22 protein-coding genes and 2 tRNA genes are annotated in these 25,114 nt (G+C 38.9%); 14 read left to right on the top strand and 10 right to left on the bottom strand.

All coding sequences use genetic code 11. The annotated features are described in order from the left end of the window. The first annotated feature begins 126 nt into the window (after window positions 1-126). The 6 genes from ACYT6F_RS00805 to ACYT6F_RS00780 all read left to right on the top strand — a co-directional run bounded on the left by ACYT6F_RS00805 (window position 127) and on the right by ACYT6F_RS00780 (window position 7,809). Complete coding sequence (locus ACYT6F_RS00805) at window positions 127-876, top strand: SDR family NAD(P)-dependent oxidoreductase (RefSeq protein ID WP_472599443.1); 750 nt, start codon at window positions 127-129, stop codon at window positions 874-876. 105 nt (window positions 877-981) lie between these two features. Then, complete coding sequence (locus ACYT6F_RS00800) at window positions 982-1,776, top strand: thymidylate synthase (protein WP_288243145.1); 795 nt, start codon at window positions 982-984, stop codon at window positions 1,774-1,776. Window positions 1,777-1,885: 109 nt separating this feature from the next. Beyond that, window positions 1,886-3,205, top strand: coding sequence for a serine hydrolase domain-containing protein (locus ACYT6F_RS00795; protein ID WP_472599442.1), 1,320 nt, complete (start codon window positions 1,886-1,888; stop codon window positions 3,203-3,205). A gap of 4 nt (window positions 3,206-3,209) precedes the next feature. After that, on the top strand, window positions 3,210-3,428 hold the full coding sequence (locus ACYT6F_RS00790; protein WP_169229539.1) for a hypothetical protein: 219 nt from the start codon (window positions 3,210-3,212) through the stop codon (window positions 3,426-3,428). A 12-nt stretch (window positions 3,429-3,440) separates the two neighbouring features. Next, on the top strand, window positions 3,441-5,951 hold the full coding sequence (locus ACYT6F_RS00785) for a M1 family metallopeptidase (RefSeq protein ID WP_472599441.1): 2,511 nt from the start codon (window positions 3,441-3,443) through the stop codon (window positions 5,949-5,951). Window positions 5,952-6,480: 529 nt separating this feature from the next. Continuing rightward, window positions 6,481-7,809: a hydroxymethylglutaryl-CoA synthase family protein gene (locus tag ACYT6F_RS00780; protein ID WP_472599440.1), complete on the top strand. Its 1,329-nt coding sequence runs from the start codon at window positions 6,481-6,483 to the stop codon at window positions 7,807-7,809. A gap of 240 nt (window positions 7,810-8,049) precedes the next feature. On the opposite strand, the gene ACYT6F_RS00775 is transcribed toward ACYT6F_RS00780, so the two are convergent. Beyond that, entirely contained in the window at window positions 8,050-8,979 is a 930-nt protein-coding gene (locus ACYT6F_RS00775; RefSeq protein WP_472599439.1) for an AraC family transcriptional regulator, read from the bottom strand. Window positions 8,980-9,161: 182 nt separating this feature from the next. Between ACYT6F_RS00775 and ACYT6F_RS00770 the strand changes: the two genes are divergently transcribed. The 4 genes from ACYT6F_RS00770 to ACYT6F_RS00755 all read left to right on the top strand — a co-directional run bounded on the left by ACYT6F_RS00770 (window position 9,162) and on the right by ACYT6F_RS00755 (window position 13,825). Next, on the top strand, window positions 9,162-10,691 hold the full coding sequence (locus tag ACYT6F_RS00770) for an aldehyde dehydrogenase family protein (RefSeq protein WP_472599438.1): 1,530 nt from the start codon (window positions 9,162-9,164) through the stop codon (window positions 10,689-10,691). 637 nt (window positions 10,692-11,328) lie between these two features. After that, window positions 11,329-12,366 carry an alcohol dehydrogenase AdhP gene (gene adhP / locus ACYT6F_RS00765; RefSeq protein WP_472599437.1) on the top strand — a complete coding sequence of 346 codons (1,038 nt, stop codon included), beginning with the start codon at window positions 11,329-11,331 and terminating at the stop codon, window positions 12,364-12,366. A 326-nt stretch (window positions 12,367-12,692) separates the two neighbouring features. Continuing rightward, the gene (locus ACYT6F_RS00760) at window positions 12,693-13,076 is read left to right on the top strand and encodes a DUF779 domain-containing protein (protein ID WP_472599436.1); all 384 of its coding nucleotides are present in this window, start codon (window positions 12,693-12,695) and stop codon (window positions 13,074-13,076) included. A 362-nt stretch (window positions 13,077-13,438) separates the two neighbouring features. Beyond that, on the top strand, window positions 13,439-13,825 hold the full coding sequence (locus tag ACYT6F_RS00755; protein ID WP_472599435.1) for an HU family DNA-binding protein: 387 nt from the start codon (window positions 13,439-13,441) through the stop codon (window positions 13,823-13,825). 134 nt (window positions 13,826-13,959) lie between these two features. Here the strand turns inward: ACYT6F_RS00755 and ACYT6F_RS00750 are convergent, their stop codons facing one another. Further along, window positions 13,960-15,156, bottom strand: a complete 1,197-nt coding sequence (locus tag ACYT6F_RS00750) for a dicarboxylate/amino acid:cation symporter (RefSeq protein WP_472599434.1) — start codon at window positions 15,154-15,156, stop codon at window positions 13,960-13,962. Window positions 15,157-15,248: 92 nt separating this feature from the next. Here ACYT6F_RS00750 and ACYT6F_RS00745 point away from each other — a divergent pair, with 92 nt between their 5' ends. From ACYT6F_RS00745 to ACYT6F_RS00735, 3 genes are all read left to right on the top strand, one after another. Further along, window positions 15,249-16,166, top strand: a complete 918-nt coding sequence (locus ACYT6F_RS00745; RefSeq protein ID WP_472599433.1) for a DnaJ C-terminal domain-containing protein — start codon at window positions 15,249-15,251, stop codon at window positions 16,164-16,166. 3 nt (window positions 16,167-16,169) lie between these two features. Beyond that, entirely contained in the window at window positions 16,170-16,481 is a 312-nt protein-coding gene (locus ACYT6F_RS00740; RefSeq protein WP_472599432.1) for a chaperone modulator CbpM, read from the top strand. An 80-nt stretch (window positions 16,482-16,561) separates the two neighbouring features. Further along, on the top strand, window positions 16,562-17,089 hold the full coding sequence (locus tag ACYT6F_RS00735) for a hypothetical protein (protein ID WP_472599431.1): 528 nt from the start codon (window positions 16,562-16,564) through the stop codon (window positions 17,087-17,089). Between the two features lie 85 nt (window positions 17,090-17,174). On the opposite strand, the gene ACYT6F_RS00730 is transcribed toward ACYT6F_RS00735, so the two are convergent. Next, complete coding sequence (locus ACYT6F_RS00730) at window positions 17,175-18,158, bottom strand: PLP-dependent cysteine synthase family protein (protein ID WP_472599430.1); 984 nt, start codon at window positions 18,156-18,158, stop codon at window positions 17,175-17,177. Window positions 18,159-18,271: 113 nt separating this feature from the next. Continuing rightward, the gene (locus ACYT6F_RS00725) at window positions 18,272-19,501 is read right to left on the bottom strand and encodes an ABC transporter permease (RefSeq protein ID WP_472599429.1); all 1,230 of its coding nucleotides are present in this window, start codon (window positions 19,499-19,501) and stop codon (window positions 18,272-18,274) included. 4 nt (window positions 19,502-19,505) lie between these two features. Between ACYT6F_RS00725 and ACYT6F_RS00720 the strand changes: the two genes are divergently transcribed. After that, window positions 19,506-20,717: an exo-beta-N-acetylmuramidase NamZ family protein gene (locus ACYT6F_RS00720; protein ID WP_472599428.1), complete on the top strand. Its 1,212-nt coding sequence runs from the start codon at window positions 19,506-19,508 to the stop codon at window positions 20,715-20,717. 65 nt (window positions 20,718-20,782) lie between these two features. Here the strand turns inward: ACYT6F_RS00720 and ACYT6F_RS00715 are convergent, their stop codons facing one another. The 6 genes from ACYT6F_RS00715 to ACYT6F_RS00690 form a co-directional block, all read right to left on the bottom strand. Beyond that, entirely contained in the window at window positions 20,783-20,989 is a 207-nt protein-coding gene (locus ACYT6F_RS00715; protein WP_472599427.1) for a hypothetical protein, read from the bottom strand. A 6-nt stretch (window positions 20,990-20,995) separates the two neighbouring features. Next, window positions 20,996-21,625 (bottom strand): DUF3575 domain-containing protein, encoded by a 630-nt coding sequence (locus tag ACYT6F_RS00710; RefSeq protein ID WP_472599426.1) that lies wholly within the window; start codon window positions 21,623-21,625, stop codon window positions 20,996-20,998. Continuing rightward, window positions 21,625-22,806, bottom strand: coding sequence for a thioredoxin fold domain-containing protein (locus ACYT6F_RS00705; RefSeq protein ID WP_472599425.1), 1,182 nt, complete (start codon window positions 22,804-22,806; stop codon window positions 21,625-21,627). Before ACYT6F_RS00705 ends, ACYT6F_RS00710 begins: the two co-directional genes overlap by 1 nt. Before the next feature lie 95 nt (window positions 22,807-22,901). Then, window positions 22,902-22,974: transfer RNA gene (locus ACYT6F_RS00700), tRNA-Phe, on the bottom strand. Window positions 22,975-23,090: 116 nt separating this feature from the next. Further along, window positions 23,091-23,163 (bottom strand) — tRNA-Phe (locus ACYT6F_RS00695). 97 nt (window positions 23,164-23,260) lie between these two features. Next, the gene (locus ACYT6F_RS00690) at window positions 23,261-25,102 is read right to left on the bottom strand and encodes a lysophospholipid acyltransferase family protein (protein WP_472599424.1); all 1,842 of its coding nucleotides are present in this window, start codon (window positions 25,100-25,102) and stop codon (window positions 23,261-23,263) included. Between the last annotated feature and the right edge of the window lie 12 nt (window positions 25,103-25,114).

Here is a 25,114-nt window from a genome sequence, read left to right as displayed (position 1 = left end):
GATTCTTAGCCGTTGTGTTGATAAAGACTAATATTTAACCTTAATTTAAGAAAACTTTATTGCTTACTTTAGAAGCAATGCAGGATTTTTATCGTAAATTGTGGTATCACAATTAATAAATACAGTATGGGAATTTTAGACAACAAAGTAGCGCTCGTAACAGGGGCAGGATCGGGAATCGGTTTGGCGGTAGCTCATTCGTATGCCAAAGAAGGAGCTAAAGTTATTGTATCGGATATCAATGAAGAACACGGCAATAAAGCTGTGGAAGACATCAAAGCACAAGGCGGGGAAGCGTCTTTTGTAAAAGCAGATACTTCAAACCCTGAAGAAGTGGAAGCTTTAGTAAAAAAAACAGTAGAAATCTACGGAAGACTTGATATTGCATGTAATAATGCAGGAATCGGTGGCGAACAGGCATTTACGGGAGATTACAGTCTTGAAAGTTGGAGAAAAGTTTTAAGCATCAATCTGGATGGGGTTTTTTACGGCTGTAAATATGAGCTGGAACAAATGGAGAAAAACGGAGGAGGAATTATCGTTAATATGGCTTCCATTCATGGGGCCGTTGCAGCACCGCTTTCATCAGCATATACTTCTGCAAAACACGCAGTGGTAGGACTTACCAAAAATATCGGCGCTGAGTACGGGCAGAAGAACATTCGCTGCAATGCAGTAGGACCCGCATACATCGAAACACCGCTTCTCGAAAATCTTGACAGCGAAATGAAAAAAGCGCTTGTTGCAAAACATCCGATGGGAAGATTAGGAAAGCCGGAGGAAGTAGCCGAGCTGGTATTATTTCTGAGTTCAGAAAAATCATCCTTCATGACGGGAGGCTATTATCTTGTAGATGGTGGCTACACAGCGGTTTAATAAAAATTGATTTTTAACTATAGAAAGCGTTCATTAAAATGGACGCTTTTTTCGTATAATTTTCAGAATAGTTTCTTTAAATTTGAACCTTAAAATCTTTTTCAGATGCAGAATTATTTAGACCTTTTACAGCATATTTTAGATAACGGAACAGACAAAACCGACAGAACCGGAACAGGCACAAGAAGTGTTTTCGGATATCAGCTGAGATATGACCTCTCAAAAGGATTTCCTTTGGTAACGACCAAAAAAGTGCACCTGAAATCTATTATCTACGAACTTTTATGGTTTCTAAAAGGTGATACCAATATCAAATATCTCAAAGATAACGGAGTATCCATCTGGGACGAATGGGCAGATGAAAACGGAGATCTCGGACCTGTTTACGGAGCACAGTGGAGAAGCTGGAACGGTGCCGACGGTAAAGTGATCGACCAAATTACAGAGGTAATTGACCAGATCAAAAAAAATCCGGATTCCAGAAGATTAATTGTTTCTGCATGGAATGTTGCAGAAATTCCGAATATGGCGCTGGCGCCTTGTCATGCTTTATTCCAGTTTTATGTGGCCGATGGAAAATTATCTTTACAGCTCTATCAGAGGAGTGCTGATGTTTTTCTGGGAGTTCCCTTCAATATTGCCAGCTATGCTTTGCTGTTGATGATGGTGGCGCAGGTTTGTGACCTTGAAGTTGGAGATTATGTGCATACTTTCGGAGATGTTCATATCTACAACAACCATTTTGAGCAGGTGAAAAAACAGCTCTCCAGAGAACCGAGACCACTTCCGACGATGAAACTTAATCCGGAAATAAAAGATCTGTTTGATTTTGATTTTGAAGACTTTACGCTGGAGAATTATGATCCGCATCCGGGAATTAAGGCGCCGGTGGCGATTTAAATCAAAAAAATATTCATACTAAAAATAAGCAGTAAAAGTGAAGCCTAAAACTTCACTTTTTTTGTAACATCTCTTTAAAATTTTCAACTTATCCCGTAAATCTCAGGATATGTTTAAAAAATTACTTTTCCTTTCAGCAATCGGTATTTCAGGCATGGTATTCTCTCAAAAAACAGTGAAAGATAAAATGTCAGATTACCTGGACTCTCTGTTTATACACCATAAAGTAATGGGAAGTTTTGCCCTGGCAGAAGAAAATCGTCCCACATTCATTAAAGTTGTAGGGTTTTCTGATGCCGAAAAACAGCAGAAAGCCAATGTAAACACTCAATATCGCGTCGGTTCTATAAGCAAGACCTTTACTGCAGTTCTTATCATGAAAGCTGTAGAAGATAAAAAAGTCTCTTTAGACAAAAAATTGTCAGATTTTTATCCTGAAATTTCCAATGCAGATAAAATCACCATCGAAAATTTGCTGCAGCACAGAACAGGAATTCACAATTTTACCGATGAAGCAGAATATTTACAGTACAATACAAAACCGCAGGCAGAAACCAGTTTAATCAATATCATTAAAAAATATAAAAGTGATTTTGAGCCGGGATCAAAACATGAATATAGCAATTCCAACTATGTTTTGCTGGGTTTTATTCTTGAAAAAGTATATAAAAAGTCGTATGCAGAGCTGATTAAAGATAGAATTTCAAAACCTTTAAAATTAACGTTAACGGAAGTCGGAGGAAAAATTGATCCTTCAAAAAATCAGGCAAAATCATATCAGTTTGTAAACGGAAAATACATCGCTTCTCCCGAAACAGATATGAGCATTCCTATCGGTGCCGGAAATATCATTTCTACCCCAAGAGATCTTTTATCATTTATTCTTGCGCTGGAACAGGGAAAACTTATTAAAAAAGAAAGTCTTGAAAAGATGAAAAATTTTGTGGATGGTTACGGATACGGCCTGGTAAAAGTTCCATTTGAAAAAGAGTGGGGATTTGGTCATACCGGAGGAATTGATAACTTCAGTTCCGCATTATATTATTTCCCGACGCTGAAAGTTGCCATTGCTTTTACGACTAATCAGTCGGCTATGGATACCAATGACATTTCTATTAAACTGATAGAAACAGCTTTAGGAAAGGACTTTGAAATACCTTCTTTCAAAACGGTGGTAATTAACGAAGACGAACTTCAGAAATACACAGGAACCTATTCTTCTCCGGATGTACCTCTTAAAATTAATATCTTTATACAGAATAAAACACTGATGGCACAGGCAACCGGACAAGGAGCATTTCCGCTTGAAGCGACTTCTGCGACAAGCTTTAAATTTGATATGGCAGGAATCATCATCGACTTTTATCCGGAAAAAAAGCAGTTCATCATCAAACAGGGAGGAACAGAAAATACCTTCACAAAAGAATAACAATATGAAATATTTAAAAATAAACATCGAAAAAAATGCCGACGTTGAAGTCCTCAAAACGGCTATACTTCAATTGAAAGGCGTTGATTCAGCAGAAATCATTGACGACGAAAATCCGGAAAGTGAACTTAAAAAAGCCTTTGCCAAAACAAAGGAACAGTTCAAAAAAGGAGACTACGAAACTTTAGTTAATGATATTTTTGATATTTTAACCAAGAAATAATTTTTAATCATAATGAAAAAAGCCATTTTATCGATCGCTCTTCTGGGAATTTTCTTTTCCACCCATGTAGCGGCACAAACTGAAACTTCCGGTAGAGAAAAAGTCTATAGAGCGACTCATACGAAAGTTACAGAACTTAAACATACAAAGCTTAAAGTAAATTTCGATTACCAGAAAGAGCAGATGAACGGAGAAGAATGGCTCACCGCGTCACCGTTTTTTTACCCTTCCAACGAACTTACGCTCGATGCCAAAGGGATGCTGATTCATGAAGTGGCTTTAGAGAGCAACGGTAAAAAATCTCCCTTAAAATATGATTATAAAGACGATGTTCTTAAAATCACTTTAGATAAAACCTACCAGAAAAACCAGGATTATACGGTTTACATTAAATATACTTCCCGTCCAAACGAAGTGAAGCAGGAAGGAAGCGCTGCCATCAATGATGCAAAAGGTCTTTATTTCATCAATGCACAGGGCAAAGATCCCGATATGCCTACACAGATCTGGACACAGGGAGAAACAGAATCTTCTTCAACATGGTTTCCTACCATTGATAAACCCAATCAGAAAACAACGCAGGAAATCTACATGACGGTTCCAGATAAATATGTTACCCTTTCCAACGGAATTTTGAAAGGTTCTCAGAAAGAATCAAACGGACTGAGAACCGATCACTGGGTGATGGATAAAAGACATTCTACTTACCTGTTTTTCATGGGAGTAGGAGAATATGCTATTGTAAAAGACAAATGGAAAAATATTCCTGTAGATTATTATATTGAAAAAGAATATGAACCGTATGCAAAACAGATCTACGGAAACACGCCGGAGATGATTGAGTTCTTTTCTAAAAAGCTGGGCTACGACTATCCTTGGGCAAAATATGCGCAGATTTCAGGAAGAAACTACGTCAGCGGAGCGATGGAAAATACAACGGCGACCCTTCATGGCAGCGATATTCTACAAAAACCTGGTCAGCTGATTGACGAAAATACGTGGGAAGATACCATTGCCCACGAATTATTCCACCACTGGTTTGGTGACCTGGTAACGGCAGAAAGCTGGAGCAATCTTACCGTTAACGAGTCATTTGCCAACTATTCTGAGTATCTGTGGAATGAATATAAATATGGAAAAGATCAGGCCGATTATCACCAGATGACTGATGTGAATATGTACATCCACAATCCTACTGATTTCAAAAAAAATCTTGTACGGTTTGATTATGCTTCCCGCGAAGATGTTTTTGATCTGGTAACGTACCAGAAAGGTGGCGGAATTCTCCACATGCTCAGAAACTATCTTGGCGATGAGGCTTTCTTTGCCGGAATGCAGGATTACCTTAAAGCCAACGAATATCAGAATGCCGAAGCACACCAGCTGAGACTTTCATTCGAGAAAGTTTCAGGGAAAGACCTTAATTGGTTCTTCAATCAGTGGTATTTCGGAAGCGGAAACCCGAAAATCAACTACTCATACACTTTTGAACCCGTAAAAAAGCAGATTGCAGTAACCATAGAGCAGACTCAGGAACAGCCGTTCCAGTTTCCGCTTGCTGTCGATGTTTACGAGAACGGAAAACCTAAAAGATACAATGTGTGGGTAAATGCGGAAGCGAAAAATACATTCAACTTTGATGTTTCCAAAAATGCAGATCTTGTAAATATCAATGCAGACGGCGTTTTACTGGCAGATATTAATGATACTAAAACCCCTGAGCAGTACCTGATGCAGTTTACCGGTTCCAAAGAATTCAAAAGCAGATACAATGCTTTAAACGGAATTAAAGATCAGGTAGGAAAAAACCCGGCCGCTACGAAATTACTTGCTGCCGCATTAAAAGATCCTTATTTCAGAACAAGGATAAAAGCATTGCAGCTTATGGATCTTTCCAATGCGGATCAGCTGAAGGTTTTAGGTTCTGATGTTGAAAAATTAGCTTCCAATGACCCTAAAACACTTGTTCAGGCAGCTGCCATTTCAGCATTGGCAAAAACAAAGGACAAAAAATACATGCCGATATTTGAAAAGGGAACGAATGCGGTTTCCAATGCAGTAAAAGGAAGTTCGGTAGGCGCTGTTATTGCCATTGATCCGGCAAAAGCTGCAACATACGCAGATAAAATTGATCTGGAAGGCGCTTCAGAAACATTGGCTGCACAAATGCTGCCGATTATCGTGAAGAATAAAGTGGCTTCTCAAATGGCAAATATTGCACAATTTGCTGCGTTTTATCCCTTCATCAAGTTCCAGAATCCTGAACTCGGGAAATCTGCAGAAGAAGGATTCAACTGGATTATGACCGCCGATAATATAAAAGCTACGGAAAGCATCACAAAAATTCTCGCACAGGCAAAAGGACAGATTGGCGAAAATCCTCAGGTAAAAATGATGATAGGCCAGATGCTTAAAGATGGTCTGAATAAAAAAATGGAGCTTCTAAAACAGAATCCTCAAAATGCCGCAAGCATTAACAAACAGATCGATCTGCTGAATAAAGCAATTGAAGATTTTAAATAATCAAAACCAACAAAAGCACTTCTGAAAAGAGGTGCTTTTTTAATGAACAATGTGATCGGAATGATGTTTTTTATTTGAAGCTTTTTCCGGCTTTCCGCACTCGCTATTTCTCTTATTTGAGAAATGAGCTCAAACAATCGCTACAATCCGGGCTAGGCGCAAGTCGAAAGATAAATAGCAGGAATCCGACTAAATAAATTGATTTAATATCATAATCCAGGTCCGACATGTTTACATTAAATTGACTGTTAATTTGTACCAAAAAGCAGTCGATGAAGAATAACATTTGTATCTATTGTATAATTAAGATCAGCTTTAGAAACGATAAATATTTCCCGGCAATCTGCAAAATCTGTGTAATCTGAGGGATGTTATAAAACATGAGTTGTGTTTTTTAATTTTCTCAATCAATAAATCTGTTCATTTTCAATTTTCACAAGCTTAATTTCGGGAATAATTCTAAAAATTTCATAAAAATCATATGTGATTAAACGTTTACATTTTTTAAATTCGTATAAAATTAAGAATTATGACTTTTGGAATTGAGGCAGCAAGTTACTATGTGCCGTCATTATATCTGGATATTAAAGAATTAGCGGAAAACCGAGGAATAGATCCTGCAAAGCTTGAAAAAGGGCTGGGTCTTCACAAAATGGGATTTCCCGATGTGCATGAAGACGCCGCGACTTTTGCAGCAGAAGCGCTTTTGAAATTAATTGAAGATTACCAGATCAATCCGAAGGAAATAGCAAGAATTTATCTCGGAACAGAAAGTGCCCTGGATGCTGCAAAACCCACCGCTTCCTACGCGATGCAGATGGCAGAAGAAGTTCTGGCAGCAAAATTCGGAGAAAGATGTTTCAGAAACTGTGATGTAGTAGACATGACTTTCGCATGTATCGGAGCTGTGGACGCACTTCATAATTCTTTGGATTTTGTAAGAGTAAATCCGGATAAAAAGGCAATTGTTATCGCAAGTGACTACGCAAAATACGAACTGGCGTCTCCCGGGGAATATACGCAAGGCGGAGGAGCGGTCGCCGTTCTGGTTTCTTCAAAACCGGATTTAATAGAAATTGAAAACAATTGGGGAGTGGCGACAGAATCTGTTTTTGATTTCTTCAAGCCAAGGCGTCATTTCAAAAAAGAAGACCTTACGAACGCTCCGGAAAATTTCCCTGACAAAATTGAAATATTTACCGATGAACCGGTGTTCGACGGGCAATACTCCAATCAGTGTTACCAGGACAGAATCAAAGAGGCATACAATCATTATAAAGAAATTACCGAAAAAAATAAACCTTATGAAGACTGGAAATACTTAATTTTCCATCTTCCGTACGCCTTTCATGGGAAAAGAGTTTTTACGGAAATTTACAGCCTCGAAAACGGACTAAGCTACACAACTCCGGAAGAGCAAAAGACGGTTGCAAAATCTGAGGAGTATATTAAGTTTATTAATGATAAAATTGAAAAATCCCAACGTGCATCCTCAGAAATTGGAAATATGTACACGGCTTCCATTTTTATGGCCCTGCTTTCTGCATTACAGACTTCTTTCAATGAAAATGAAGAACTGGCAGGAAAGGAAATTGGCTTTTTAGGCTACGGAAGCGGATCAAAATCCAAAGTTTTTGCCGGGAAAGTTTCAGCAAACTGGAAAGCGGTTGCTGCAAAATGGAATCTTTTCGAAGGATTAAAAAACAGAACGCCGATCAACTTTGCAACCTATGAAAAACTTCACAGAAAACAACTCGAAAATTCTGTTAACGAAAATTATCAGGGTTTCGGATTAAAATATGTGGAACTGGAAAACCCGGTCTTGAAAGGAGCAAGATATTATCATTATCAAAAATAGAACCTTCCCAGAAGTCAAAATAATTAGAATATGTCATTCTGAGGGACGAAGAATCTTTTTAAATCAATTATTTAAGATTCCCTGCCATTGTACTTCCTTCAGAATGATATTTTTAAATAGGTTTTTTAATAACCAGAAAAATAACAACTAAAAAAAGCAAAATACAAAGATTAATAATCCAATTTGCTTTCCTGCTTACTTTTACGCCAAATAGAAATTCAATAATATCTTTAGGAGGAATCATTCAAAAATATTTAAAGTATTTCTATCCTGATAACTTTTCGGCGTAACCCCTACCAGCTGCTTAAAAACTCTTGTAAAATAATTGGTATCAGAAAACCCCGTCTGGTAAGCAGTTTCTTTAATGCTGCTCCGGTTTCTTAAAAGTTCCTTTGCCCTGCTGATCCTTTCCTGAAGAATAAATTCATTCGGCGAAGTTCCCAGCTCGTCCTTAAACATCCTGAAGAAATTTGATTTGCTTACATACGCCATTTTTGCAATGCTTTCGATAGACAATTTCTGATGAAGATTCTTTCGGATATAATCTACCGCAAAACCTATTCTTGATTTATTTTTTACAATATTTTTTTCTACCATGCTTCTTGCCTGGGTCTGCATCAAACGTATCAGAAGTTCCTTCAAAGCAAAATCTGCCATAATATCTTTCTGCGAATTATCATCCATGGCAATACGCATAATATTGTTTGTGGCTGAAGCTAATGATTGATTGTTGAAAAGAAAATATTCATCAAGTTCAATATTCCACTGAGATGTTTCATCTGCTTTTGGAAGATGGTAATTAAGATGGTTTAGAGAATTTTCAATAAACTCCGGATTCAGGCTCAGCGAGATGCATTGCGAGGGTGTTTCATCAGCTTCAGGAAAATCGATGACCATGGTTTCACCGGGAGCTACCAGAACAGATTCTCCGGGGTAATAATCAAAATAATTGGTCTTATTGTCAAGCTTCATATGCTTTTTCCCGCGGAGCATTGCCGTAAAGGCAATTGTTTCGAAATGCAGTTTTACATCAAAAGCGGCCTTATGCGTTTCATAAATACTGAATTCACAATTGTTTAGATTGAATTTGGTCTGATTTTCAACCATGCTCAAAAGCTGGTTTTCCCTTTTCAGTTCAGGAGTTTTCAATAAAAATTTATGATCATTCATTTCTAAACATTTTTATGTTTACACATATCTCAAATATAAGAAAAATATGGTATTTACTGAATGTTAATGAATTATAAAAATTATTTTTCTGTACGATTTTGAAGCTTTTTTGTACGATAATGCTATTCGAATATGCAGGATAAATCTAACTTGGCTTTAGAAAAATTAAAAATTGTACAAATATGAGCACAACAACACAACAGCAATCATCCACATTACTTCAGTGGCCTGAATTCAAAAACAGATATGAAAACTATATCAACGGACAGTTTACACCACCTGTGAACGGAGAATATTTTGATGTGGTTTCACCTATTGACGGCAGGAAGTTTACGCAGGCTGCACACTCTTCAAAAGAAGATCTGGAGGCAGCTGTAAATGCTGCGGAAAAAGCTTTCCAGACCTGGAAAGACACCTCTTCAACAGAAAGAAGTATTATATTAAATAAAATTGCCGACAGAATCGAACAGAACTTAGAATATATCGCAACCATTGAAACCATTGATAACGGTAAGGCAGTAAGAGAAACATTGGCAGCAGATATTCCTTTGGCGATTGACCATTTCAGATACTTTGCTTCGGTTATCAGAGCTGAAGAAGGTTCGCATAACGAACTGGATAAAGACACTGTTTCCCTTATCGTTCACGAACCGCTTGGCGTAATTGCACAGATTATCCCGTGGAATTTCCCGATTCTTATGGCAGTATGGAAACTTGCTCCGGCCCTGGCTGCAGGAAACTGCGTCGTACTGAAACCTGCAGAAAGTACTCCGATTTCTATTATGGTTTTAATGGAGCTTATTGGTGATCTTCTTCCTCCGGGAGTGGTAAATATCGTTAACGGTTTCGGGGCAGAACTCGGGCGGGCACTGGTTACCAATCCAAAAGTTTCTAAGGCAGCATTCACAGGATCTACCGCAACCGGTCGTCTCGTTATGCAGTATGCTACCGAAAACATCATTCCGGTAACTTTGGAATTAGGAGGGAAATCCCCGAATGTTTTTTTCAGTTCCGTGATGGATGCCGATGATGAATTCCTTGATAAAGCCATCGAAGGAGCCGTTCTGTTTGCACTGAACCAGGGAGAAATCTGTACATGTCCTTCAAGACTGCTTGTTCAGGAAGATATTGCCGATGCATTCATCGCAAAAGTAATCGAAAGAGTAAAAGCCATCAAGGTTGGAAATCCGCTCGATAAAACCGTAATGATGGGTGCTCAGGCATCACAGATCCAGAAAGATAAAATACTTTCCTACATCAAACTCGGAAAAGAAGAAGGTGCAGAAGTACTTGTAGGAGGAGACGTTAATAATGTAGGCGAAGGGCTCGAAAACGGATACTATATTCAGCCGACAATCTTCAAAGGCAATAACAGGATGCGCATTTTCCAGGAAGAAATTTTCGGTCCGGTACTCGCTTTTACAACCTTCAAAGACGAAGAAGAAGCCCTTAAAATTGCCAATGACACCATTTACGGACTGGGAGCAGGAGTCTGGACGAGAGATGCCCATCAGCTTTATAATATCCCGAGACATATCCAGGCAGGAAGAGTTTGGGTAAACCAATACCACTCTTATCCGGCAGGAGCACCGTTTGGAGGCTATAAACAATCGGGAATCGGCAGAGAAAACCACAAAATGATGCTTGATCATTACCGTCAGACCAAAAATATGCTGATCTCCTACAACAAAAACAAATTAGGTTTCTTTTAGGCTAAATAAAGTTAGATCTAAAAGAAATCATATTCAAAGGAAAACGACATAGGAAGCGAAGGCGTTAATAAAATTAAAACTTAATTCGTTAAAAATATCAGGGCGTGCCCGTTTTCCCCGGCCCCGGCCGGGGAAAAACGGTCGGGCTATCCAGGGCTGCACTTCGTTTCGGTGCTCCGCTTCGCTTCGCACCGGCTCGTTCCTCGCCGCCCTTCCTATCCCTCACGCGACAACGCAGCATTGATATTATGACAGAGATTCAATTGTCAAAATACATATTGCAAATGGATGCGGAACTCTTTTTAAAAAAACATAATGATCCGTGAAATCTGCGGGAAATAAAAATATACACGAAAACAAAAGATTTGAAAAATTGGTTCCCGCAGATTTCACGAATTACACAGATAAATTCATTTGAATAGAAATTCAAGCAGACCAAGCTTTACTAATCATTTTTTGTCTTTTAATTTTTACAAATAAATCTTTGTGCGAGATTTTAGAATAAGCATAATAATCTGCGAAATCTGCACAATCCGCAGGAAATAAAAACAACATTTCATTACAAAATATCACAATAGCCTTTCGCACATTTACAACGATTTCCAATAAAAATAAAAACTAATTCAAAACTGAGAATATGATACCAAAAACAATGAAAGCAGCAGTTGTTCAGGGCTACGGACAACCATTAAAAATACAAGAAGTTCCGGTAAGAGAACCCGGAAGATATGAAGTACTGGTAAAAGTAATCGCCTGTGGCGTTTGTCATACAGATCTTCATGCCGTTGACGGCGATTGGCCGGCCAAGCCCAAAATGCCTCTGATTCCCGGACATGAAGGTGTGGGAATTGTGGTAGCCTGCGGTCCTGAAGCTTATGTAAAAGAAGGAGATGCGGTAGGCGTTCCGTGGCTCTACTCAGCATGTGGATGCTGCGACTACTGCATAACGGGATGGGAAACCCTTTGCGAAGCGCAAAAAAATGGCGGATACAGTGTAGACGGTGGTTTTGCAGAATACGTCATTGCAGATTCAAGATATGTGGGACATCTGAAAAACAATGTCAACTTTTTGGAGATCGCACCGATTCTTTGTGCCGGAGTTACCGTGTATAAAGGGTTAAAAGAAACGGAAACAAAACCAGGAGAATGGGTCGCCATTTCAGGCATAGGAGGATTGGGTCACGTAGCCGTTCAGTATGCGAAAGCAATGGGAATGCATGTGGCAGCGATTGATGTGGCGGATGATAAATTGGATTTGGCGAAAAAACTCGGGGCAGATCTGGTTGTCAATGCAAGAAACACGGATCCGGGAGAATACCTGCATAAAGAAGTTGGCGGAATGCACGGCGCGCTCATTACGGCCGTTTCTCCTATTGCTTTCAAACAGGGAATTGACGTTCTGAGAAGAAAAGGGACTATTGCGCTGAACGGTCTTCCGCCCGGATCATTTGAACTCCCCATTTTTGAAACGGTACTCAAGAGAATCACCGTCAGAGGTTCCATTGTAGGAACAAGAAAAGACCTTCAGGAAGCCCTTGATTTTGCCAACGAAGGTTTGGTAAAAGCAACGGTGACCCCTGCAAAATTGGAAGACATCAACGATGTTTTTGATAAAATGAAAAAAGGACAGATCGATGGAAGAATTGTTCTCGATATAGCCGGAAACGCAAGCTGACATATTAATATTGGTTTCGGCGAAATGAAATTTCGCCGAAACTTTTTAAGTTTATAAAAGACTTAGAAGGGTAGGCGTTAAGAAAATTAATTCTGTGAACGTTAAGAAAATTCTAGTGTTTGAAGCGCGAGAACAATATTGAGCCGAAGAACAAATCCTGAATTCGCGCGAGTTTAGAATTTTAGAGAATAGAACTCATTTTTAGCCGCAGCTTCCAGGTCCTGAACTTTTGGTTCTTTTGTTTGACTATGTCGAAATAACATTCATCGACTAAAAGGAGATAATCTTCGATTTCAAGACAAAAGAACAACTAAAAAAAGAAAATTATGACATCCAAAATAGCAAGACTCTCAGCTACAGAAGAAGCCTTAGAAGTCATCTGGGAGTTGGAGAAAAAATACGGAGACCTGATGTTCTACCAGGCAGGAGGCTGCTGCGAAGGAACACAGCCGCAGTGCTTTGAAAAAGGCGGGTTTTACCCGAGAATGAACGATGCCATGATAGGAACCATCAACGGACACGAATTCTGGATCGACCGTGATCTGTTCGAATACTGGCAATATTCACATTTTACGCTCGATGTTACCGATGGTTTCGGGCCGGGAGGATTTTCTTTGGAAACTCCACTGGGAAAAACATTTAAAGTTATTTATACACTCTTCACACCGGAAGAGCTGGAAAATTTAGAGCCTGTAAAGCGCAGTGAGTGAAAATTGATCCGGACTGGGCTCACAGAAATTACGTTTGGTCTCATGGTCAGAATATCAATATGGCTTTGTCTTCAGAATATGGGAAATAGTACAGATGCCGCTTGTACATTTTGCTGCATTGGATTCGTCAATTCGGCTGTTCTTCGTGACAAGTTGAAGAAAGATGTACCGGGAACAGGCTGTCTTTAAAATTGACAAACTTCTCGAGATAATTTTTTCAGAATCTACCTGAAATGACGAAATGAATCAAAATACAAACGGTAATAGAAATATTTCTATTGGCTTGTAGATGTTTGTTTACAAAGGACTTTGGTATTAATTTTTTTTTTAAGTTTACCCCTTAATCTAAATAATTAACGCAAATGTCTATTAAATACACAGTGATTGAACGCGGTGAGCCAGGCGTAACTGGCGGAGGAACAAAAAGATGGTATGCACAGGTAAAAACCGATGGTGAAATGACCATTGATGACCTGGTGAAGGAAATCGAAAAATTTTCTGCCCTCAGTGAAGCAGATATCCGGGGAGTCATCATTGCTCTCGAAAACGTAATCCAGAAAGAGCTTGCCAACAGCAAAATCATCAGGCTCGACAAACTAGGGAGCTTCTATCCCAGTCTCAGCAGTGCAAGTGCTGAAAGTGCCGACAAATTTAATGTAAGTCTTATCAAAGGCGCAAAGGTAAACTACCGTCCCGGTAAGCGTATTACCGATGCCCTCAATACGGCCACTTTTACCAAAGACCGGTAAGCGTACAAAACCTGCGCAGGTTTTACCCTAAACCTAAGCAGGAGTTGACCCAAACCTGCGCACCTTTTGCATAAAAGCTGCGCAGGTTTTTTGTATAACCTGGGCTGGTTTCATTAATACATCAGTCAAATTTATCAGACTTTCACAAATCGGCTCACAAACATCGAAGCCACCAATTGTCCTACCGCATTCAGAACGGTTGCTAAAGGATCAACCAAAGTGCCGATAATCATCACTGCCGGAATAGCTTCCTGCGGCAGTTTGTAAACTGAAATCATCAGCATTTCGCCAATATAGCCGCCATTGGGAATTCCGCCCGCTACAATACTCACAAAAACAGTGATCCCTAAAGCCAGGAGCAAATTCACAGGATCAAAAAAATCTCTCCCGATAATGAGAAACGCAACATAAATTTTAATGATCGATGACATCGAAGATCCGTTTTTATGAAGAGTAGTCCCGATCGGGATCACAATATTTGAAATCTGAGTTGGAATTCCGATTCTGGATGCAGCCTGTAAGTTGGCAGGCATGGTAGCGAAGCTGCTGCAGGTACTCAGTGCCGTGGCCGTAGGATAAATAGCATTTTTCCAAAAACTTTTAACACCATTCGCTCCCGCGGCCATAACAGCATAAATGGAAAAAAACAACAGGAAATAAATGACGCCCGCAATATAATAAAGCCCGAGCGGCTTGGCATAAAACCCAAAAAGCTGTGGTCCCAATGTGGCGACCTGGTAAGCAAAATAGGCCCCCAAACCAATGGGTGCAGCTTTCATGATCAATAATAAAAGCTCTTTCATCACTTCATACCCGGAAGCAATAAACATTCTGAATGGATGTCCTTTTTCTCCCGCCTTCCTTGCGGAAAATCCTGTCATAAAAGCAAAAATGAGAAGCGCAAGCATATTTTGCCGTGAAAAAAGCTGGGTAAATTCACCCACCGTAAAAAAACTCACAATGCTGTTGCCCCAGCTCTCTTCCGGGGTAACTTTTAGCAGCTCCTTACTTGCAGTAACTCCCGAAACCGGAAACAGATAGACGGCACAAATGGTAAAAACAGCTGCCGTTAAGATGAAAAAAAGAAAAGTAAACGCCATCGTAACCATGATTTTTCCGAACTTCGACTGTTGCTCCAGCGAAGCGATAGAATTGGAGACCGCAAAAAAAACAAGGGGAACTACACTTACAAAAAGTAAATTCAGGAAAATATCTCCTAACGGTTTTATATAATTTACAATCTGGGGTGCGACAATTCCGATAATACTTCCGATAATGATTCCGAAAAGTAAAAGCAGGATTCCCGAGTAATTTTTCAATACATCTTTCATAGGGCGCTTTTTACTCAAAGATAGCTTTATTTTTAACACTCCGTTATATGAATTTCCTTTCAAAAATTCTTAAATTTGAGTAAAACGTTTCTATGGCTTATATAGACTACTATAAAATTTTAGGCGTAGATAAAACTGCAACGCAGGAAGATATTAAGAAAGCCTATCGCAAACTTGCGAGAAAACTGCACCCCGATCTGAATCCCGATGATAAGGAGGCTGAGCGCAAGTTCAAAGAAATCAACGAGGCGAATGAAGTTCTCAGCAATCCTGAAAACCGAGCTAAATACGATAAATATGGCGAACACTGGAAACATGGTGAAGAGTACGAAAAAGCCCAGCAACAGCAGCAAAGACAGTATCAAAATTACGGAAATGATCACAATGGCGGATTTTCCGGAGCAGACTTCGGTGAGGGTGAAGATTTTTCAGACTTTTTCCAAAGTATGTTCGGGGGAACAGGAGGTTTTGGAAGGAGTTCCAGGGGAAGTTCTTCAGGGAAATTCAAAGGACAGGACGTTCATGCAGAACTGAACCTAAGCTTGCGTGACGCCGCAACTACTCATCAGCAGACTTTTGACATCAATGGGAAAAAGGTGAGAATTACCATTCCGGCAGGAGTATATGACGGGCAGCAGATTAAACTGAAAGGACACGGCGGTCCGGGCCATAACGGTGGACCGAACGGTGATCTGTATATAACCTTCAATATTCCGGCAGATCCTGACTTTGAAAGAATAGGCGATGATTTAAAAACCAGCGTTACCATCGATCTTTATACGGCTGTTCTGGGCGGCGATGTAAAAGTAAATACGTTAAACGGGAATGTAAACCTGAAGGTAAAGCCTGAAACACAAAACGGAATGACTGTAAGGCTAAAGGGAAAAGGTTTTCCTGTATACAAAAAAGAGGGCCAGTTTGGCGATCTCTTTGTGACCTACGATGTGAAACTGCCTGCCAATCTTACGGATAAGCAGAAGCAACTTTTCGAACAACTAAAAAATTCCTAAGCCATGAATGAAAGAATATCACGCGAAGAACTCGTAAAGATTTACAATATTGAGGTTACTTTTTTTGATGAACTCGTAGCTTCCGGTTTGCTGAATATCCATACTGAAAACGAGATCCGTTATCTCATGTATGAAGACCTGCCGTCTTTCGAGAGGTTTACCAATTGGCATTATGATCTGGAGATCAATCTCCCTGGGCTTGAAGTAATCCATGATATGCTGAATAAAATGGAAGAACTGAGACAGAAAAACCGCGAGCTGATGAATAAACTTTCCATGATCGCCAGATATGATGAGGGTAACGTTAGAGAGTAAAAGAGTTTTAGAGTTTGAGGTGACCGGTAAAAGTGAGATTGATAGAATGAAAAACTTATCTTTGCTGTAGAATTAATAATATGACTGAAGAGAAAATAATCATTCTGAAACCGAACAGAAAGGATTTTGAAGAAATATATTTTACAGGAAATCAGGGAAGCTTGTTTTTTTCGCCTACCACGCGAGGGAAAACGGTGACTACAATTATAATCGGTCTTATTCTGGTGATTTTATTTCTTTTCAAAGATGATTTCACAAAAGAAAAATCGGGAATCCTGTATTTTGTGAGCTTTCTTTTCCTGCTTTGTGCTGTTTTTCTTTCCGTTAGCATTAATAAAGTCTCCAGATGGAAAAAACAGGTTGCACATTATTTAACGAAACTTGAAAACTGCAAAATTTACGAAATCAGAATGGATGAAAATTTTTTTACCGTAAATATCGACGGTGATAAAGAAACCAGCGAATGGAAAGATTTTGAGTTTTTCGACAGCAATAATGAGTTCATTAACATCGAAGGGAAGTATAATTACATGTTCCCCAGAAAATCGATGAGTGAAAAAGATTACAGTTTTTTAAAACAGGTTTTAAAGAAAAACATTCAGGAATAAGATGAACAGTAAGTTTTAAATTAATATAAAATAAAAAACTCAGAGCAAAAATGTTCTGAGTTCTTTATTATTTAAGAGTGACCGACTAATCCAGCCAGCCCATTTCTTGCATCCATTCGTCATTGTAGATCTTTCCGACATATCTTGAACCATGGTCGTGAAGAAGTACAACGATCACATCATCTTTTGTGAACTGGTCTTTCATCTGAACCAAAGAAGCAATCGCGCTTCCTGCAGAATATCCGCAGAAAATTCCTTCTTCTTTTGCTAATTTTCTTGCATAGATGGCACCGTCTTTATCCGTTACTTTTTCAAAATGATCGATTACAGCCATATCATAATTTTCAGGAATGATATCTTCACCGATGCCTTCAGTAATATAGCTATAAGCGTGGTCGTAATGAAGCTCGCCGGTTTCGTGGTATTCCTTCAAAATAGAACCGTATGTATCTACACCAATCACTTTGATATTGGGATTTCTCTCTTTAAAGAATGTTCCGCAGCCTGTAATGGTACCTCCTGTTCCTGCTCCCACCACAAAATGCGTCAGCTTTCCTTCCGTCTGTTCCCAGATTTCCGGAGCCGTAGATTCGTAATGTGCCGCTCTGTTGGATAAATTGTCGTACTGGTTAACATACCAGCCGTTTTCAGTTTCCGCAGCCAGTCGCTTGGATACGGAGTAATAAGAACGCGGATCCGTAGGTTTTACGTCTGTAGGACAAACAATTACCTCGGCGCCTACGGCACGCAGAATATCGCATTTTTCTTTTGATTGTTTTGAGTTGGTTACAAAAATACATTTGTATCCTTTGATGATCGCTGCAAGAGCCAGCCCCATTCCCGTATTTCCCGAAGTTCCTTCGATGATGGTTCCTCCAGGCTTCAGTCTTCCGTCTTTTTCTGCATCTTCAATCATTTTCACGGCCATTCTGTCTTTTACGGAATTTCCTGGATTGAAGGTTTCCACCTTTGCCAAAACCATTGCCGGGAAATCTTCACCTAAAACTTTATTCAGTTTTACCAGCGGAGTATTTCCTATGGTTTCGAGGATGTTGTTTGCGTATTTCATAAATGTTTTTTAAGCACGGCAAAGATACGGCTTTAAATTTTATCAGGGTGAAGATGCGATCAATTACATCTATTGTAATTTAGGTATTTGACAATTTGCCGTTCACTTTTCAATTAATTATATTTAATGGCTTTTACCGGAGAAATCTTGCTGATAAGATAGCTCGGAATAATAAGGGCAAGTCCTGAAATGATCAGAATACCCAATGAAATGGAAATGATCACCAGCGGATTAAGATCTACCGGAACAGTGCTTACGTAATAATTTTCAGGATTAAGTTTAATAATGCCAAAGAATTTCTGGATCAAAATCAATCCCAGACCGATTAAGTTTCCGTATAAAAGCCCGGGAATCATGATAATCAATGTATAATTGATAAAGGTTGCCCGGATCTGGCCATTGCTTGCGCCCAGGGTTTTAAGAAGACCGATGGAATTGGTTCTTTCGATAATCAGAATTAAAAGAACCATGATGATATTTATGACCACAACGATCAGCATGATAATGATAATGAGCGCAATATTAGTGTCGAAAATACTGATCCAGTCCGTAATCTGCGGAAATTTTTCAGTCGCTTTTTCAGCATAGTTTTTATACCCGATCAGCTTTTCAATTTCAGGAAAATCGGCATCCGCGTCATTTACGTTTTTAAAGAAAATATCAATTCCGCCAATTTCATCCGGCTTCATATCCTGGATTTTACGGACATGGTTAATGTCTCCTATCACGAACTGGTCATCAATCATCTTAATATCCGTTCTGTAAATTCCCAATACTTCAAATTTTCTGTAGATCGGCTGCTGGTCGGCCTTTGAAAATACCGTAACGATGCTGTCTTTTACTTTGAGGTGAAGATCACGGGCTGTTTTTTCAGAGATAACGACACCGTTGTTATAGCCTTTTTCAGTGACCTGCGGCGTGGTTCCGGCAATCAGGAATTTCTTAAATCTGAGGCTGTCAAAATCTTTTCCGATACCTTTGAAGATAATTCCAGCAAAGTTATGCTCGTTCCGCATAATACCGGTAATCATGGCATATTTCTGTACCGATTCCACATCGGGAATCTGGCGGATCTTTTTGACATCAAGACCCTGATTGTCGAGTACAGAAGTATTGTATGAAGAGTTTGATCTTGTAGATTTTACAGTGATATGTCCGCTGAAATCTGCCAGTCTTTCTTTGATTGCTTTTTTAGAACCGAATCCGGTAGATACGGTAATTAAAGAAACAATAATTCCAAGCGCTACAGAAAGTCTACCAATGAAGATGATAACCCGTGAAAGGTTATTTTTGTTATCTTTGGAAAACGCTATTTTTCTAGAGAAATATAAAGGAAACTTCAAGCTTATGAATTTAGATTTCAAAATTAAAAATTTACTTCTGATTTGCCTAATTTTTTTAGGAGTATTCCATCAATATTATTCTCAGGTTCAGGCTCCGAAAGGTTTTAAAACGGGTGCCGACCAGCCGGAACTCTATTTACCGTTGTTAAAAGGTAAAACAATTGGCGTGGTGACCAATCAGACAGGATTGATGAGCGACAGAACGCATGTGGTTGACTTCTTAGTTAAAAACGGAATTAAAATTAAATCTATTTTTGCTCCTGAGCACGGCTTCAGAGGTGATGCCGATGCAGGTGAAAAAGTGAAAAACGGAATCGATGTAAAAACCGGGATTCCTATTGTGTCGTTATACGGAAACAATAAAAAACCAAAACCCGAACAACTGAAAGGAATTGATATTATGGTTTTTGATATACAGGATGTCGGGGTGCGTTTTTACACCTACATTTCAACACTGACTTACCTTATGGAGGCTGGTGCGGAAAATAATGTTGAGGTAATGGTGCTCGACCGCCCGAATCCTCACGACGGCTATACTGACGGTCCTGTTCTGGATAAAAAATGGACAAGTTTCGTCGGTATGCATGAAGTACCCGTAGTGTATGGTCTCACCATCGGAGAATATGGAAAAATGGTCAATGGGGAAAAATGGCTGGAAAAAGGAATTCAGGCTAAATACACCTTAATCCCGATGAAAAATTATCATAAAAAACTAAGGTATCCGATGCTGGAAAAACCTTCACCTAATTTGCCTAACGAAAAATCAATCAACCTGTATCCAAGTTTATGCTTTTTTGAAGGCACCCAGGTTTCTGTAGGAAGAGGGACCGATCTGCCTTTTCAGATTTACGGGTCGCCCTGGACGAAAAGTTTGCCGTATCAGTTCACCCCGAAACCTAATTTTGGAGCAAAAGACCCCTTCTTAAACGGAAAACTCTGTTACGGAGAAAACCTGTCAGGCTATCCGAAAGACTTAAAAGAACTCAATATCGAATGGATTATTAAAGCGTATCAAAACTATAAAAATCCTGATCTGGATTTTTTCCTCAAGCCTGCATCAGGTAAAAATTTCTGGTTCGATACCTTAGCCGGAAATGATACGCTGAGGAAGCAGATTATTGCCGGAAAGTCTATTGCCGAGATTAAAGTCTCGTGGAAACCCGGACTGGAAAGGTTTGAGAAAATCAGAAATAAGTATATTATTTATGAAAACTGACAAGTGGATCGTCAATCGTATCAGTTTTAATTCACAAGTTAAGCGGCTTCACGCCTGATCACATTTTAGTCAAAATCCTGCGGCGGTGTTTTATCATTCTTGCCTTTATTCATTATCAATAAACCGATAGACAAACCTATTACCCCTGCACCACCAATCATTAAGGCTCTTTCCAGTTTATCAGCCTGGTCATTGCCCAGGTAATTCATAAGAAAAAGGATAATGAAAGTAATAGCACAAAGGATCAGGTGATTTTTTCCGAATAATTTCATTAGAATTTATTTTAATTTATAAGAAATCATGACACCTCCTCTGTAAGGAAGGACTTCACCACTTCTGTTGAACTTGTTATCTTTTCTGTCGTAGCGTTCTCCGGTAGTTCTGTCGTACCCTTTGTAGAAGTCCTGTGAGGTTCCTACTGATCCATAAAGGTCAATATTCCACCTGTCGGAAACTCTGAACTGATACCCTAAAGTAACACCTAATATGAGCGAGTAACCTTTCTGGTAAAGATTGGAACTTGTAAAAACTTCTCCATAATCATTATAATAGGGTTCCTCTGTCCAATAATTCCATTTTTGCAAGGTAAAAGCTGAAGTTGTAATATTGGCTCCTACATAAAAATGCCTGAAAGCTTCATTGAAATAATATCTTCCTTCTGCCGATATCGAATAATACTGTAGTTCGTGTCCGTCAAAAGATTTCCATGGAGAAATAAAAACGTCTCCCTGTACGGTAAATTTCTTACTGAGCTGATGCTCAACTGCAAGATTGACGATCCCGATAGGAATTAAAAGTGCATTGCCTTTTATATAAACGGTTTTTCCATTGCTGTTTTCCTGTTCCTGGGCATTTAAATTTCCTAATATAAAAAGAGTAAGAAACCCTGCTAATAGTCTGATCTTCATTATTTCTTATTAATTTGTTGTAATAATGTTTCTGCAAGTGTGGAATCTTTTTGTGCCTGTGATGCTATATTTTTGGACATTTCAGCATAAGTTTTAGCCTGGTCTTTATTGCCGGTCAGGAAATAAAGTTTTGCCAGAATGTAAGTATTTTCGGAAGTCTCACCTCTCATCACAGACTTTTCAGCCCATTCAGCTGCTTTTTTCAACGATGAAGGAGTGGTAATGTGCTCAGAAAACATCCATGCTGCCTTCAGTAATTCATTAGGTTCAAAAGCTTCCGAATTTCTATAGTAAGCGAGTGCTGCTTTTTCGTATTCCGGAAAATTGGCATTCTGTTCGTAATAGCTTAATTTGGTCTGGTTAAGTTTTATTTCTGCATCATGCTTTCCTACAAGAGGTTCGGCAATCTTCATAAAATAATCATCATTAATTCTTTTATTCTGATTGTTGATAGACTGTTCAACAATTTTTCCCAGCTTGATCTGATTGTCAAATTCACGGTACGTTTCTTCAGGTAAAAATTTAATGATTTCCGATTTTCTTTCTGTGAAAACTTTATAATTTTTGTCTTCGGGAGATTTCATAAAATACAGTAAAAGACCAACATCATCTTTTGTAAATTCGGATGTCTTGCTTTTATTTTCAAAATATCTTTCGGAAGCTTTTTTAGCAAAATCAAAATCTGAAGAAGAATTAAGTTTCATAATATTGATCAGGAATTCAGGATCTTTTTCCCCTTTTTCAAAACGTTCTTTTAAAGAACTCTTTTTATTGTTGGGTGAACTTACACCCTGTGCCATGGTGAGAAACATGCTTTCTTCCATATATCCGTAATTCTGAGAAACAAGTTCGCCATCACCGTTCAGGAAAAGATAAGTAGGATAGGAGCGTACACCGTATTTTGCCGCTATCTCTCGTCCTTCACCTTTTTCCATGTCGAATCTGGCATTGACAAAATTTGCATTAAAATAATCTCCGACTGATTTTTTAGTGAATGTATTCTTCTCCATCATCTTGCAGGGGCCGCACCATGAAGTGTATGCATCAATAAATATGAGTTTGTTTTCTTTTTTTGCCTTTAAAATAAGATCTTTAAACGGCAGTTCCTGAAACTGAATGGCCTCCTGAGCGAATGCTGTGATTACCGAAAATAAAAATAAAACGGAAACAATCTTTTTCATTGTTCAATAAAAATTTGAGAAGCGAATATACTTATTTTCAGCGTAAGAATGGTGAGAAAACAAAAAAGTCATCTCGATTGAGATGACTTTTGTTGTGGTTTCTCCAGGAATCGAACCAGGGACACATGGATTTTCAATCCATTGCTCTACCAACTGAGCTAAGAAACCATTTAATTTTTGCTTCTTTTTTTGAAGTGGTGCAAAAGTAATAATAATTATCACATCTTGCAAATTATTTAAAACATTTGGAAAAGAAAACCACCTTTTTTTGAAGGTGGTTTTTGTGGTTTCTCCAGGAATCGAACCAGGGACACATGGATTTTCAATCCATTGCTCTACCAACTGAGCTAAGAAACCATTCTTTTACTTCGTTGTTTTAAAGTGATGCAAAAGTAGTAAGTTTTCGTATATGAAGCAAGTATTAATATTACTTTTTTTAACAAAACTTAAAAACCTACTGATTTTCAACCGAATTATTTTCCTGCTCCCGGCGAATCTGCTCGCTCATCTCTTCCAGTACCGGTTTAATCGTGTTTTCAGGAAGATCGCTTATTCTGATATACATCAGTCCGTCAATCGCATCATTAAAGTTGGGATCTACGTTGAAAGCAATAACTTTCGCATTTTGCTTAATATATTTCTTGATTAGTACGGGTAGCCTCAGTTCGGGTTCCAGATCATCGATGATCTTATCCAGCTTATTCAAATCCGATTCCATTTCTTCGAAAAAAAGATGCTTATCCCTGTCACGAAGTTTTACTTTATATTCATTTCTCGGTGTAATGTACTGGGCTACGGCAGAATCATAATAATTGGAACGCATAAACTCAATCATCAGGGATTTCGAAAACTCTGAAAACTTATTAGAAATACTTACACCTCCCATTAAGAATTTATGATCCGGATTTCTCAGGCATACATGCACAATTCCTCTCCAAAGAAGAAAAAGAGGAAGCGGTTTCTGCTGATAGTCCTGGCAGATATAGGCACGTCCCATTTCAATGACTTTTTTAAAGAAAGGATGAATGTCCTGTTCAAATTCAAATAGTGAGCTGGTGTAAAATCCTTTGATTCCTGATTTTTTCATGACTTCTCTCCCGAGTGCCATCCTGTATGCTCCTACCAGTCTTTCTTCAGCATTATCCCATAAAAAAAGGTGATGATAATGTTTGTCATATTCATCCAGGTCAAAGGGAAGATTGCTGCCTTCTCCTACAGCCCGGAATGTAAGCTCCCGCTGTCTGCCGATTTCCCGCATAATTGAAGGAATTTCTTCATATTTGGTAAAATAGACCTCGTAGTTTCCGTTGCTGAAAAACATTTTGTCGGTCCCTTTCAGCTTTCGGATGTCTTTAAGGATATCTTCTTTAGGCGTTTCGTCGATAATATTCTGAACAATATTCTCCTCTTTAAGCAGTGGGAATTTTACCGAAAGATTTTTAAGATTGATGCTTTGGGCAAGTGATTTTCTTTTTTCGTAGTACGATTTCATCATATACACCTTGCGCTTCAGAAAATCGCCAAGCTCTTCAGTGCTTTCCATGTCTTCCATTGCTTTTACAGCAATAGGCCTTCCGATACGTATTCTGATAGGTTCTTCCCTGTCGCTCATCATTTCTGCCGGAAGCATAAGGGTTTGTAAGCTCGGATGAATTTTGGCCATCTGATAAAACATTCTGCTGTTTTTGGCATGGAAATACATAGGAACGACCGGCACTTTAGCCATTCGGATGAGTTTAAGGGCAGGTTTTTCCCATTCTTTATCTAAAATTTCTCCGTACGGATTGTTTTTATTGGATACTTCCCCCGCAGGAAAAATACCTACACAGCCTCCGTTTTGTAAATGCTTTAATGTTTCCCGCATTCCGGATGAGCTGCTGTATGCGTCTTTCCTGTTTTCGAAAGGATTTACAGAGATAACATACGGCTCCATGGGTTTTATTTTTTCCAGCAGGAAATTCCCCATAACTTTAAAATCCGGACGCACTTCCGAAAGAATTTTGCACATCAAAATGCCGTCTATGGCACCAAGCGGATGATTGGAAACTAAAATAAACGGACCGGTTTTCGGGATTTTAGCCAGATCTTCTTCAAAAGCTATATAGCTTAGGTTCCGCTCCCTCACAAATGAGTCGAAAAAGTCTTTGCCTTCCTTGTCTTTCAGCTTATCGTATAGTTTGTTTACTTCATTTATTTTAGCAATGCTCATCACAGCAGATGCCACAGGATTTTTCAGAAATCCTATTTTATGTAAGCCGGAAGCCTTTATCAAATCGTTTTTCGATATTAAACTCATGTGTGTTTAGTC

Source organism: Chryseobacterium sp. NG-CE01, from assembly GCF_055695505.1.
This window is presented reverse-complemented; position numbering and strand designations above follow the sequence as displayed.